The 12343-nt window shown below is 64.8% G+C and carries 11 protein-coding genes, 4 tRNA genes and 1 pseudogene; 9 read left to right on the top strand and 7 right to left on the bottom strand.

The window, feature by feature from the left end:
• Window positions 1-167: 167 nt before the first annotated feature.
• The 4 genes from betA to DOM67_RS19745 all read right to left on the bottom strand — a co-directional run bounded on the left by betA (window position 168) and on the right by DOM67_RS19745 (window position 4516).
• Window positions 168-1856, bottom strand: a complete 1689-nt coding sequence (betA, locus tag DOM67_RS03355) for a choline dehydrogenase (protein WP_110674257.1) — start codon at window positions 1854-1856, stop codon at window positions 168-170.
• Window positions 1857-2023: 167 nt separating this feature from the next.
• Window positions 2024-3493 carry a betaine-aldehyde dehydrogenase gene (gene betB, locus DOM67_RS03350; RefSeq protein WP_110674256.1) on the bottom strand — a complete coding sequence of 490 codons (1470 nt, stop codon included), beginning with the start codon at window positions 3491-3493 and terminating at the stop codon, window positions 2024-2026.
• Window positions 3494-3569: 76 nt separating this feature from the next.
• Entirely contained in the window at window positions 3570-4181 is a 612-nt protein-coding gene (gene betI, locus DOM67_RS03345; protein ID WP_110674255.1) for a transcriptional regulator BetI, read from the bottom strand.
• Window positions 4182-4285: 104 nt separating this feature from the next.
• Window positions 4286-4516: a hypothetical protein gene (locus tag DOM67_RS19745; protein WP_157958782.1), complete on the bottom strand. Its 231-nt coding sequence runs from the start codon at window positions 4514-4516 to the stop codon at window positions 4286-4288.
• Here DOM67_RS19745 and DOM67_RS03340 point away from each other — a divergent pair.
• A complete protein-coding gene (locus tag DOM67_RS03340) occupies window positions 4515-5459 on the top strand; it encodes a choline ABC transporter substrate-binding protein (RefSeq protein ID WP_110674254.1) in 945 nt (314 codons plus the stop codon). The two genes, DOM67_RS19745 and DOM67_RS03340, sit on opposite strands and share 2 nt — an antisense overlap.
• Window positions 5460-5605: 146 nt before the next feature.
• Window positions 5606-5682 (top strand) — tRNA-Met (locus tag DOM67_RS03335).
• A 349-nt stretch (window positions 5683-6031) separates the two neighbouring features.
• Here DOM67_RS03335 and argE read toward each other — a convergent pair.
• From argE to DOM67_RS03320, 3 genes are read right to left on the bottom strand one after another with little or no spacing between them, the layout of a single operon-like run.
• Window positions 6032-7225, bottom strand: coding sequence for an acetylornithine deacetylase (gene argE / locus DOM67_RS03330; RefSeq protein WP_110674253.1), 1194 nt, complete (start codon window positions 7223-7225; stop codon window positions 6032-6034).
• A complete protein-coding gene (locus DOM67_RS03325; RefSeq protein ID WP_110674252.1) occupies window positions 7222-7974 on the bottom strand; it encodes an FCD domain-containing protein in 753 nt (250 codons plus the stop codon). Before DOM67_RS03325 ends, argE begins: the two co-directional genes overlap by 4 nt.
• Window positions 7971-9380 (bottom strand): AbgT family transporter, encoded by a 1410-nt coding sequence (locus DOM67_RS03320; protein WP_110674251.1) that lies wholly within the window; start codon window positions 9378-9380, stop codon window positions 7971-7973. Before DOM67_RS03320 ends, DOM67_RS03325 begins: the two co-directional genes overlap by 4 nt.
• Before the next feature lie 370 nt (window positions 9381-9750).
• Here DOM67_RS03320 and DOM67_RS03315 point away from each other — a divergent pair.
• The 7 genes and pseudogenes from DOM67_RS03315 (at window position 9751) to DOM67_RS03290 (ending at window position 12295) form a co-directional block, all read left to right on the top strand.
• Window positions 9751-9826, top strand: a tRNA-Asn gene (locus tag DOM67_RS03315).
• A gap of 24 nt (window positions 9827-9850) precedes the next feature.
• A tRNA-Asn gene (locus DOM67_RS03310) sits at window positions 9851-9926 on the top strand.
• A gap of 31 nt (window positions 9927-9957) precedes the next feature.
• Window positions 9958-10033: transfer RNA gene (locus tag DOM67_RS03305), tRNA-Asn, on the top strand.
• 76 nt (window positions 10034-10109) lie between these two features.
• Window positions 10110-10428 (top strand): annotated as a pseudogene (locus DOM67_RS20200) (ParA family protein); the annotation flags it as partial.
• Window positions 10414-10899 carry a DUF2726 domain-containing protein gene (locus DOM67_RS19955; protein ID WP_280951038.1) on the top strand — a complete coding sequence of 162 codons (486 nt, stop codon included), beginning with the start codon at window positions 10414-10416 and terminating at the stop codon, window positions 10897-10899. The pseudogene DOM67_RS20200 and the gene DOM67_RS19955, both read left to right, overlap by 15 nt.
• Complete coding sequence (locus DOM67_RS03295) at window positions 10896-11540, top strand: hypothetical protein (RefSeq protein ID WP_110674250.1); 645 nt, start codon at window positions 10896-10898, stop codon at window positions 11538-11540. Before DOM67_RS19955 ends, DOM67_RS03295 begins: the two co-directional genes overlap by 4 nt.
• A complete protein-coding gene (locus DOM67_RS03290) occupies window positions 11537-12295 on the top strand; it encodes a DsbC family protein (RefSeq protein ID WP_110674249.1) in 759 nt (252 codons plus the stop codon). The genes DOM67_RS03295 and DOM67_RS03290 overlap by 4 nt, the downstream gene beginning before the upstream one ends.
• Window positions 12296-12343 lie beyond the last annotated feature (48 nt).

Here is a 12343-nt window from a genome sequence, read left to right as displayed (position 1 = left end):
AGGCTAAACAGATTCGCAGTCTAACGGAACAGTGTTCACGAAATGCGCAACCTGACGACGCTGACAGAATCCTCGGCACAGCGATCCTGCGGCCACAAAAAAGCCCGGCCATCGTGGCCGGGCTTTGGGGTAGGGATTTGGGGCAGGGCAGCCGGCTCGCGGCGATATCAGGATGCGCGTGCCGGCGTCTTGCGCGCCGGGGCGCCATCGGCGACATAGTAGTCGACCTCGGCCGGCGGCAGCGGCGTTTTGCCGCGCACGCGGTCGGCCAGCTTCTCCGCGATCATGATGGTGGTGGCGTTGAGGTTGCCGGTGACGATGATCGGCATGATCGAGGCGTCGATCACCCGCAGCCCCTCCAGGCCATGCACGCGGCCTTCGGCATCCACCACGGCGTCGTCGCCGGTGCCCATGCGGCAGGTGCCGCAAGGGTGGTAGGCGGTCTCGGCGTGCTCGCGCACGAAGGCATCGAGCTCGGCGTCGCTCTGCAAGTCAGGGCCGGGGGCGATCTCGCGGCCGCGGAACTCGTCCATCGCCGGCTGGTTGATGATCTCGCGGGTCACCCGGATCGCGGCGCGGAACTCTTCCCAGTCGCGCTCGGTGGACATGTAGTTGAACAGGATGCTGGGCGCGCTCCTGGGGTCACGGTCGGTGAGCTGCACGCGGCCGCGGCTCTCCGAGCGCATCGAGCCGACATGCGCCTGGAAGCCGTGGGCCTCCACCGCGCTCTTGCCGTTGTAGCTGATCGCGATGGGCAGGAAGTGGTACTGCAGGTTGGGCCACGGCTCGCTGTCGTCGGTGCGGATGAAGGCACCGGCCTCGAACTGATTGCTGGCGCCCACACCCTGGCCCAGGAACATCCACTCCGCCCCGATCTTGGGCTGGTTGTACCACTTGAGCGCCGGGTAGAGCGAGATCGGCTTCTTGCACTCGTACTGGATGTACATCTCCAGGTGATCCTGCAGATTCTCGCCGACGCCCTTGAGGTCGTGGACCACCTTGATGCCATGCTTTTCGAGCAGTGCCGGGTTGCCCACGCCGGAGCGCTGCAGGATCTGCGGCGAGGCGATCGCACCGCCACACAGCAGCACCTCACGGCGCGCCAGCGCCTGCTGTGGCTGGTTCTTGCGCAGATAGTTGACCCCGACCGCCCGCTTGTCCTCGAACAGGATGCGATCGGTGGTGGCGTGGGTGACGATGGTCAGGTTGTCACGCTGCTTGGCAATATCGAGATAGCCCCGCGCGGTGGACGAGCGCCGCCCGTTGGGCGTGGTCGTCCGGTCCATCGGACCGAAGCCCTCCTGCTGGTAGCCGTTGAGATCGTCGGTACGCGGATAGCCCGCCTCCACGCCCGCCTCGATGAAGGCCTGGTAGAGCGGGTTGTTGCCGGCCTTGGGCGTGGCCACCGAGAGCGGGCCATCGCCACCATGGAAGTCGTTGGCACCGATATCGCGGGTCTCCGCCTTCTTGTAGTAGGGCAGGCAGTCGAGATAGCGCCACGCCTCCAGCCCCGGGCGCTTGGCCCAGCTGTCGAGATCGAGGGCGTTGCCGCGGATGTAGCACATGCCGTTGATCAGCGACGAGCCCCCCAGGCCCTTGCCGCGGCCGCACTCCATGCGGCGGTTGTCCATGTGCGGCTCCGGATCGGTCTCGAACGCCCAGTTGTAGCGCTTGCCCTGCAGCGGGAAGGCCAGTGCCGCCGGCATCTGGGTGCGGAAGTCGAAGCGATAGTCGGGGCCGCCGGCCTCGAGCAGCAGGACCTTGACCTCGGGGTCTTCGGTCAGCCGAGTGGCCAGCACGTTACCGGCGGAACCGGCGCCGATGATGATGTAGTCGAATTCGCGAGCCTGTTGCATACACACGCTCCTTGAGTCAGCGAAGGGATGAGAGAAGCCGCGGGGGCAGGTGGGGGGAGAGGGCGGGCCTTGATGGCCCGCCTTTTCATCGCCTGGATCGTCGCCTGGACGTCGTCCCGTGTTGTCCACAACGTTGTACTGGGAACGTTGTACTGGGAACGTCGTGCTCAGAACACGGAGGCGAAGGGCCCCATCTCGATCTGCACCGACTTCGTTTGAGTATAGTGCGCCAGCGTCTCGACGCCGTTCTCACGGCCGATGCCGGACTGCTTGTAGCCGCCCACCGGCATCTCTGCCGGGGAGTCGCCCCAGGTGTTGACCCAGCAGATGCCCGCCTCGAGGCGATGGATCACCCGGTGAGCGCGGTTGAGCCCCTCGGTGAAGAGGCCGGCGGCCAGGCCGTACTCGGTATCGTTGGCGCGGCGGATCACCTCTTCCTCGTCATCGAAGGCCAGGATCGACATCAGCGGGCCGAAGATCTCCTCGCGCACGATGCGCATCTCGTCGCCGCAGTCGGTGTAGACCGTGGGCGCCACCCAGGCACCCTGGGCGAAGTCGCCATCGCTCAGGCGCGAACCGCCGATCAGCAGCCGGGCGCCGTCCTGCTTGGCGATATCGAGATAGCTGACCACCTTCTCCAGGTGCTCGAAGCTCACCAGCGGGCCGAAATTGGTCTGCGGGTCGAGCGGATCGCCGGCCTTGATGCGCTCGACGCGCTCGACGATCTTGGCCTCGAAGGCCTCCTTTACCGAACGCTGCACGAACACCCGGGTGCCGTTGGTACAGACCTGACCGCTGGAGTAGAAGTTGGCCATCATGGCGCCGTCGGCGGCGCGGTCGAGATCGGCATCTTCGAACACGATCAGCGGCGACTTGCCACCCAGCTCCATGGTGACGTCCTTGAGCGTCGAACCGGCGGCGGCCGACATCACCTTCTTGCCGGTGCCGACTTCGCCGGTGAAGCTGATCTTGGCGATGCCGGTGTGCTCGGTCAGCATCGCGCCGACGCTGCCGTCGCCGTGCACGACGTTGAACAGGCCATCGGGCAGGCCGGCTTCGGTGAAGATCTCGGCCAGTTTCATCGCGGTCAGCGGTGTCACCTCGCTCGGCTTGAACACCACCGCGTTACCGGCGGCCAGCGCCGGCGCGGCTTTCCAGCAGGCGATCTGGATCGGATAGTTCCAGGCGCCGATGGCACCGATCACGCCCAGCGGCTCGCGCCGGGTGTAGACGAAGGAGTCCTCGCGCAGGGGGATCTGGTTGCCTTCGATAGCGGGGGCCAGGCCGGCGAAGTACTCCAGCGCATCGGCGCCGGTGACCACATCGACGCTGGCGGTCTCGCTGATCGGTTTGCCGGTGTTGAGGGTCTCCAGCTCGGCCAGCTCATCGTTGCGTTCGCGCAGCAGAGCCACCGCCTTGAGCAGGATGCGCGAGCGCTCCATGCCGTTCATGGCGGCCCATTCACGCTGGGCGCTGGCGGCGCTGGCGACGGCCTTGTCGACGTCCGCGGCGCTGGCCTGCTGGACGCTGGCGATCACCTCGCCGGTGGCCGGGTTGACGGCGTCGAAGGTGGTCTCGCCGCTGGCCGGCGTGCGACGCCCGTCGATGTAGAGTGTCTGCGTCTCGAGTCGTGCCATGGTGGTCTCCCTTCGCAGGCGAATGTCTGGTGCGAATGTCTGGTGTGAAATCGAAATCGGGTATCGACGGCCTGGCTCAGGCGTAGTCGGTTGTGCGGCGCTGTGGTGTGTCGAGCTGCTCACGCACGTAGTCATAGGCCAGCTGCCGGGCGCGCTCCACGTCGAGCCCCTCCTGGGCCAGCGCGCCACGCAACCACAGCCCGTCGATCAGTGCCGCCAGCCCGCGGGCCGCATCGCGCGCCTGGCGCTTGGGCAGCACACGGCGGAATTGGCTGCTCAGATTTGAATATAGACGGCGGTCGTTGACCCGCTGCAGCCGCTGCAGATTGGTGTGGTGCATGCTGCTGGCCCAGAACGCCAGCCAGGTCTTCATCACCGAGCGGCTGGTCTGACTGCGATCGAAGTTGCCATCGATGATCGCGTGCAGATGGGCCTGGGCCGGCGCCTCGCCCAGCGCGCGGCGACGCTCGCTCACGGCGCTGCCGAGATCGCCGAGAATGTGGCGCATGCTGGCTTCCAGCAGCCCATCCTTGCCGTCGAAATAGTGACTGATGATGCCGGTGGAGACGCCGGCGTGCCTGGCGATACGGGCAATCGTGGCATCCGCCAGGCCGACCTCGTCGATCGCCTCGAGCGTCGCTTCGATCAACTGCCGGCGACGAATGGGCTGCATACCGACTTTCGGCATAGGGCTCTCCTACTGCAGTCTGAAACGGCGGATACTCGAAGATGGCGCCAAGGCGTGCTTTCGACATCAGGATAGCGGCATTATGCGATTTTTTTATTGAACGGTCAATCAACAAAAAGTACGCTATTGCAGTTTGGAATGAAAATGGCATCATTCGATAATTGCGGGTTATCAATGCCGGCGATCATCGACAGTAGACATACAACAGCAGAAAAGTCGTCCGGCAGCAGCGGGGCATGGCTTGGCCGCAGGCCAGTGCTGGGTCGTGGCCGCAGCGCGCGATGGGGATTCCGCGTCTGGCCGGGCGGCATTTTCGTATCAGGGAGATCTTGCATGAAACGACAGTCGCTACTGCTGGCCCTTGCCGGTGCCAGCCTGAGCCTCAGCGCCGCTTCCCAGGCGGCGGTGCCGGAAAGCTGCCAGAGCGTGCACTTCGCCGAGGTCGGCTGGACCGACATCCAGGCCACCACCGCGCTCACCAGCGTGGTGCTGGAGGGGCTGGGCTATGAGCCGTATTCCGACACCGTCTCCGTCCCGGTCGCCTATGCCGGCATGAAGAACGGCGATTTCGATGTCTTCCTGGGCAACTGGATGCCGTCGATGGCGTCGATCAGTGACCCCTACATCGAGCGCGGCGAGGTCGAGCGGCCGCGGGCCAATCTGGAGGGGGCCAAGTACACCCTGGCGGTACCGCAGTACGTGCTCGATGCCGGGGTTACCTCGGTCAAGGATCTGGATGCCCACGCTGATCAGTTCGGTCACAAGCTGTTCGGCATCGAGGCCGGCAACGACGGCAACATGATCATCCAGAAGATGATCGATGACGATGCCTACGGCCTGGGCGACTGGCAGCTGGTGGACTCCAGCGAGGCCGGCATGCTCGCCGAGCTGAAGGCGCGCACCCGGAGCAAGGAGTGGATGGTGTTCCTCGGCTGGGAGCCGCACCCGATGAACACCAACTTCGATATGGGCTATCTGTCGGGGGCCGATGACTACTTCGGGCCTGACTACGGCGGGGCCACGGTCTACACCAATACCCGCGCCGGCTACTCTGACGAGTGCACCAACGTCGGTCAGCTGCTGAACAACCTGAGCTTCACCCTGGCGATGGAGAACCAGGTGATGGGCGCGATCATGGACGATGGCAAGAACGAGAAAGACGCGGCCCGAGCCTGGCTCAAGGCGCATCCGGACACTCTGACGGCATGGCTCGAAGGTGTCACCACGGTGGACGGCCAACCGGGCCTGCCGGCGGTCAAGCAGTCGCTGGGACTCTGAGCCCGCGCGGCTGATGACACCGTTCCCGGACCGCTGCGGTTCGGGAACGGTTGCCACCCGGGCAAGGGTTTGCGATCAAGGGCTTGCGGTCTCGGTTCGACACCGGTATAGTGCGCCACCGTTGCCTTACGGCAACCACCCCGGATGGCTACGTAGCTCAGCTGGTTAGAGCACATCACTCATAATGATGGGGTCCCCTGTTCGAATCAGGGCGTAGCCACCAACTCCCTCTCGCGGTATTCGATTTTTCCCCCTCTGTACGTATCGTGGTCGTTTTGGGTCACGATGTTTGGGTCACGATGTCTCGATCGTGTCCGCTCGCCTGTCCAGTGTCCGCTCGTCGGTCACTTCAGTCCGTCGGTCACTTCAGTCCGTTGATCCCTGATCTCCGGTCATCACAGTCTGACGCTGCTGCGCCGCTAATGCCGTAACGCTGCCGTGAGAACCGCGGTTGTCTTGTTTCCGCCGACTGGCCGTCGTGGGTTTTCGCTTCCCGTGCGCCTGATCTCGACGGGAAGCGATGGCCCAGGGCCGCCTCGCGGGCCGATGTCGGCACGCCGGCGGCTCACGCTTCACGCCTGCAAGCACTCCCCCAGCCGCTGCATGAACGCCTCACCCTGGGCGAGTTGCTCTTCACTGATGAACTCGTCCGGCTGGTGCGCCTGGGTAATGCTGCCCGGGCCGCAGATGATCGCCTCGAGCCCGGCGTTCTGGAACTGGCCCGCTTCGGTGGCGTAGGCCACCGCTTGCGTCTCCCGCTCGCCCAGCAGGCGCTGGCAGAGGGCGATGGCATCGCGGTTGTCGCTGCCGGCGAGGCCGGGCACAGTGTGCGTCAGCGGTGTGGTCTCGATGGCGAAGCGTGCGTCGCGGGCCTTCAGCTCCTGCTCCAGGCTTTGGCTGAAGGCGTCGAAGCGCGAGAACACGGCATCGAAGCCCTGCTCGGGCAGGTGGCGGATCTCCCACTCGAAGCTGCACTCCCGGGCCATGATGTTGATCGCGGTGCCGCCCTGGATACGGCCGACGTGGAGGCTCGAGTGGGCGACGTTGAAGTCGGCGTTGGTCTCTCCCTCGCTGACCATCTCGGCCATGATCTCTTCGATCCGCGTGACCAGGCGGGCCGCGACATGGATCGCCGAGATGCCCTGATCGACCTGGCTGGAGTGGGACTCCACACCGTGCACCACGGTCTTTAGCGAGGTGATGCCTTTCTGCTGCGTCACCGGCTGCATCAGCGTCGGCTCGCCGACTATCACCACTGCCGGTCGCGGGAAGTCCGCCACCAGGCGCTCGATCATGCGCGGTGCGCCGAGGCAGCCGATCTCCTCGTCGTAGGAGAATGCCAACCATACCGGCTTGGACAGCTCTGTTGCCGTCCACTGTGGCACCGCTGCCAGGGCGCAGGCGATGAACCCCTTCATGTCGCAACTGCCGCGGGCGTAGAGCTTGCCGTCACGGGCAGTCAGGGTGAATGGGTCAGTGCTCCACGGCTGGCCATCCACCGGCACCACGTCGGTATGCCCGGAGAGCACCACGCCGCCCTCGACCGCCGGGCCGATACGCGCGAGCAGGTTGGACTTGCTGCCGTCGTCGTTCTCCACGCGCCAGCTCTCTACGCCGTGGGCGGTGAGATAACGCTCGATGAACTCGATCAGCGCCAGGTTGGAGTGGCGTGAGACGGTATCGAAGGCGACCAGCTCGGCGAGCATCTCGGTCGCGGTGTAGTGGGTACGGGGGGTGTGGTTGGTGCGCTCGGAAGGTGTAGTCATGGGTCTCTCGTCTCTTCGTTCTGGTGGCCGCCGGCGCGCTGGCTGAGCGCAGTCAGTTCGCCCATGTAGCGCTCGGCGGCCTGCATGTGGGCATACATCACGGCCTCGGCGCGCTCGGCGTCGCGGGCGTGAAAAGCGTCGATCAGTTCCAGATGATAGTCGTGGCCGTGGTAGTTGATATCGACCCCCGCCAGCGCCGGGTCGTGGTGCTGGGCTGCCACCACCTTCAGCAACAGGCCGTTGAGGAACTCGATCAGAAACCGCAGCAGCGGGTTGGGCGAGACCGCGGCGAGCAGGTTGTGAAAATCGAGCTCGTCCTCGCGTTCGGCGACACCGCGCCCCGCCTGGCGCTGGCTGCAGCAGCGCCCGGCGGTGGCGCTCAGACGAGCCAGGGTGGGCGCGTCGAGCAGCGGGGTGACTTCGCGGGCGAGCATCGGCTCCAGCAGTTTGCGCAGGGCGTAGATGTCCGCCACCGACAGGTCGCGGCTGAAGCAGAAGTTCCACAAAAGCTCGTTGGCGGTGGATGCACTCACCTCGGTGATACTGGCACCGCCACCGGGACCGCTGCGGATCCGGATCAGGCCCTGGGTCTCGAGCGACTTCAGCGCTTCGCGCAGGGTCCATTTGCTGGTGGCCAGGCGCGCGCTCAAGGCGGCCTCGCTCTCCAGCCGGGCGCCAGGCGGCAGCTCGCCGGAGAGAATGCGCTGGCGCAGCCCCTCGGCGATCTGGTCCGACCGTTTTCGGCTCACGCCGGCCCCCAGCCGATCGCCACCGCGAAGGCGAGCACCAGCCAGCTGAGCAGGAATACCTGGATCAGCAGCGGGAAAAAGAAGCGTACCCAGCGGTCGTAGGGCACACGGGCGATCGCCAGCATCGCCAGGGTGCCGCCGGAGGTGGGTACTACCATGTTGGTCAGCCCGTCGCCGACCTGAAAGGCCAGGATCGCGGTCTGGCGGGTCATGCCGATGAGGTCGGAGAGCGGGATCATGATCGGCATGGTAGCCATGGCCTGGCCGCTGCCGGAGGGGATGAAGACGTTGATCACCGAGTGCACCAGAGTCATCGCCAGGGTCGAGACCAGCACCGGCAGGCTGGCCAGTGGCTCGGCCAGGCCATGGACGATGGTGTCGCCGATATGGCCTTGCTCGATCATCACCTGCAGTGCGCGGGCCAAGCCCACCAGCAGCGCGCCACTGGTCACCGAGGCCGCCCCCTCGAAGAAGTACTGGTTGATGCGTGAAGGGGAGAGCTTGGCCATGGCGCCGATGGCCAGCGCCATGGCCACGAACACGCCGGAGATCTCGTTGATGTACCAGCCATGGGCAAAGACGCCGTAGAGCATGATCGCCAGGCCGACGACGAAGGTGGCGAGGACGCGGATATCGGCAGCACGCAGGCGGTAGCTCTCGACCGGTTTGTCCAGGCTGCCTGAGCGATCGTCGCGGTCAAGCAGCGAAGTTTCGGCATCCGCCCGCACGCGTTTCAGATAGCGGCTGGTGTGATGCGCCAGCAGTGCCAGCGCGCCCACACAGAGCACGGTGCGCAGCCCGGCGCCGGAGAACAGTGGCAGCTGTGCGATCTGGTCCGAGACGCCGACGGTGTAGACGTTGATCGGCGAAGTGGCGAAGCCGATCCCCACGCCGCCGAGGGCGATGGCTGTGCCGACCAGACGATCGCCGCCCATGGCCAGGCCGAGCAGCACCGCCAGGGGGATCAGCGCAATGTTGTTCTCATAGCCCACGGCCACGCCGAGTGCGCCGAAGACGAAGGTCATCAGCCACACCAGGGCGCTGGGGCGCTCGCGACCCAGGCGCCGGACCAGGGTGCCGACCAGATTCTCCAGCGCGCCGGTCGCCTCCATCACCCGAAACAGCCCGCCACCGATGAACACGATCACGATGACGCTGGCCGCGGCGATCATGCCCAGCGGGATGGCGTGAAAGATCTGCAGCACCGAGGGCGCTGGCTGGTCGATTAGATGAAAGGTGCCGGGGATCACCGCGCTGCGCCCATTGACCTCATGGCGCTCGTAGGTGCCGGCAGGGATGATCTGCGTCAGCAGCCAGACCACGCAGAGCAGGCAGAAGATCAGAATGGCTGGGTGCGGAATGCGCTGGTACCAGGGCTTGCGGGTCGAGGTATCGCGTGCCGTCATGGGCACCTCCTGAGAGATTTTGTTGTTGTCGTCGCTCTCCGCCGGGCTGCATGTCGGTACCGTGCGGCCGGTCGGGGAGTGCTATTGATTATAATGAATAGACGCTAAGCCGGATGGGCAGGGGTGTCAACGCGACGAGCGGAGGTTGCCGCTCGCGCCACGTCTTGCCTGTGGCGGGCGCGGCGCAGGCAGCCGGGGCAGGGCGAGAGGCCTCTCGGCGGGGCGTGTCGAGGTGGGCGCTCTCTTCGGTCGCGTGCCCAGCACATTGATTGCGTTGAGAAATTCAGCGCCAGGAATTCTCACCCGCTGTGCGATTCACCCTTGACGCCTCGAATCCAGTCCGTATACTACGCCGCGTGCTGACAGATGTTCCCCGATAGCTCAGTTGGTAGAGCAAATGACTGTTAATCATTGGGTCACAGGTTCGAGTCCTGTTCGGGGAGCCAACAGCCAGCACGCGATGAATCCGATCCCCGATAGCTCAGTTGGTAGAGCAAATGACTGTTAATCATTGGGTCACAGGTTCGAGTCCTGTTCGGGGAGCCATCATCGCCCCACATTGCCGGTAACATATCGATCCCCGATAGCTCAGTTGGTAGAGCAAATGACTGTTAATCATTGGGTCACAGGTTCGAGTCCTGTTCGGGGAGCCATCGATAGGCAAGAAGATTTCCGCTAAGTAGCGCCACCTCTGCATTCATCCCACATTCCGTCGGATGAGGTGCAGTTATGCGCGTTTCAGCAACGGTTTGTTCTAAAGGCGGTGTCGGCAAGACCACCACGACAGCCAACCTCGGTGGCCTTCTGGCTGACGCGGGTCTCCGGGTTCTCCTCATAGACCTGGACACTCAGCCAACCCTCTCTTCTTACTACGAACTGTCACAGCCCGCCCCTGGTGGGGGCGACAGAGCTGGTCGATCTTGACCGGATCATTTCTCGTACCGCTTTTTCCACTCTCGACATCATCGTCTCCAACGACTATCGGAACCAGCTGCAGCAGCTATTGCTCAATGCATCGCATGGTCGCTTCCGCTTGGTCGACCTTCTTGAACGCTTCGCCGGCGGACGGCGCTCGCTGCCTTACGCTGCACAGCCGCAGCTCAACAGCGCGGCTGAGCAAGTCTTCCTCCGTGCCGTGACCCGCGCCGTGGGCTCGGACGCGATGATCGCCTGCAAGGTCCGCATCGCCGACGTCCTTCAGGTTCGCCTTCGTAAGCGTCACCCGCGCGATCAACGCTGGTGGCGGTACTTCCGCCTGATCAGTTCCAAACACGTCGACATCGTGCTGTGCGAGCCTCTGGGTGGGCGGATTCTCGCGGCGATAGAGCTGGATGATCGTAGCCACCTGCGCCGTGATCGCCGCCGGCGCGATCGCTTCGTGGATGACGCCTTCGCCTCCGCGGGCGTGCCGCTGCTGCGATTTCCCGTACAGGGGCGCTATGACCCCGAGGCGATTCGCGATCGCCTGAAGACATGCCTGGGCACCTCACCGCTTCAGCTTGAAGGATCATCTGAATGACAACCAACAACGTCGTGGCGCTGGATGCTCGCCGGTGCACACTTCATCTGCTGCCCGTGCTGCAGATCGACCCGTTCGATCAGGTTCTGGCTCAAAACATCACGCTGTCCGTCACGGCGAGCTGGCGCGAGGTGCCGATCGTTCCCGAAAGCGGTTGGCGTATCGTCCAGCCGTACCCGAACCCACTCTACTTCGTCGGCGGCTCCGATGAGTGCCGCCTGGGGCACTTCGTCGAGCTGCCCGAAGGGCTGAAGGGCGGTGACGTGGTTTTTCGCTGGACCGTCGAAGCGGCCGGCATGGCGCCGGGGCGCATCGAGGTCACCCATCAGTTCGACCTCACTTTCGATGCGGGGCCGGGCCGTACCTGGTCGATGGACATCGGTAACTGGTGGCAGCAGAGCGGGTATGCCGCTGACACCCACTCCACCCCTGAGATCGGCCGGAACCGCTTCTCGCGGCTCACACAGCGTGGAATCTCCCCGACTCGGCGCGCGCATGTGGTGGAGGTGCTGCGGGGCGGTTGGCGGCTGGTCACGATCCATGAATCCCTGGCGCTACCCGCGGTGACGCTGGGGGACTGCTGGACGGTGGCCACCTATGGTGGCGAGTCTGCGGTCAAGAGCCTGGAGGCCCTGAGATGAAAGCGATGCTGGCCAGCCTGCCGTTGCTAGCGCTTTTGGCGCCCATGCCTTTGCTCGCCAGTACCGGGGCTGCGGGGACGCAGATCCCCTCCGCGCTGAGGGCGCTGGTGATCAACGGCAACTCGGTCACCCCCGACTCGGTTCGTGCCGTAGAGATCCAGGGGCCGCTCTATGAGGTCCGGCTGCGTAGTGGCGAGATCTTCTACAGCGATGCCCAGGGTCGGCGGATGATCGTCGGCACGCTCTACGATAACGCGCCCGATGGCCTCACCGACGTCACTGAGCAGCACAGCCGTCAGGATCGTCTGGCACAGCTGAAGGCATTGCCGCCGGAGAGCACCGTGAGCTTCCCGGCCCAGGGCGAGGAGGTAGGGCAGATAACCGTCTTCACTGACACGACGTGCCCCTACTGCGAGAAGCTGCATCAAGAGATCGATCAGCTGACGGCGGCCGGGGTCGCCGTTCGCTACGTGCCGTTCCCGCGCGCCGGCAGTCAGTCACCAGCCGCTCGTCAGCTGGCTCAGGTCCTCTGCGCGGAATCACCCACCGAGGCCATGGACCGCGCTTTCCAAGGCGAGGCGCTGACGGACCAGCCCACCCAGCGTTGCCAGACTGCCGTCGATGATGGTTTTCAGCTGGGGCAGCGCTTTGGGGTGAAGGGTACGCCCACGATCGTGTTGCCCGATGGTGAGATCGGGGAAGGCTACGTGCCAGCGGAGCAGTTGATTCAGGTAGTCAGGGGAGCCCAGCCATGAATGTGATGCGACAGCGAGAGATCTTCACAGACGCCATGCGGTTTGCGT

This window comes from Salinicola sp. RZ23 (assembly GCF_003206675.1).
GTDB lineage: Bacteria > Pseudomonadota > Gammaproteobacteria > Pseudomonadales > Halomonadaceae > Salinicola > Salinicola endophyticus.
This window is presented reverse-complemented; position numbering and strand designations above follow the sequence as displayed.

Bases quoted from the DNA above. Each gene is read 5' to 3' on its own strand.
- betA (WP_110674257.1), bottom strand. From the start codon at position 1,856: ATGCAACAGGCTCGCGAATTCGACTACATCATCATCGGCGCCGGTTCC.
- betB (WP_110674256.1), bottom strand. From the start codon at position 3,493: ATGGCACGACTCGAGACGCAGACACTCTACATCGACGGGCGTCGCACG.
- betI (WP_110674255.1), bottom strand. From the start codon at position 4,181: ATGCCGAAAGTCGGTATGCAGCCCATTCGTCGCCGGCAGTTGATCGAA.
- DOM67_RS03340 (WP_110674254.1), top strand. From the start codon at position 4,515: ATGAAACGACAGTCGCTACTGCTGGCCCTTGCCGGTGCCAGCCTGAGC.
- DOM67_RS19745 (WP_157958782.1), bottom strand. From the start codon at position 4,516: ATGCAAGATCTCCCTGATACGAAAATGCCGCCCGGCCAGACGCGGAAT.
- argE (WP_110674253.1), bottom strand. From the start codon at position 7,225: ATGACTACACCTTCCGAGCGCACCAACCACACCCCCCGTACCCACTAC.
- DOM67_RS03320 (WP_110674251.1), bottom strand. From the start codon at position 9,380: ATGACGGCACGCGATACCTCGACCCGCAAGCCCTGGTACCAGCGCATT.
- DOM67_RS03295 (WP_110674250.1), top strand. From the start codon at position 10,896: ATGACAACCAACAACGTCGTGGCGCTGGATGCTCGCCGGTGCACACTT.
- DOM67_RS03290 (WP_110674249.1), top strand. From the start codon at position 11,537: ATGAAAGCGATGCTGGCCAGCCTGCCGTTGCTAGCGCTTTTGGCGCCC.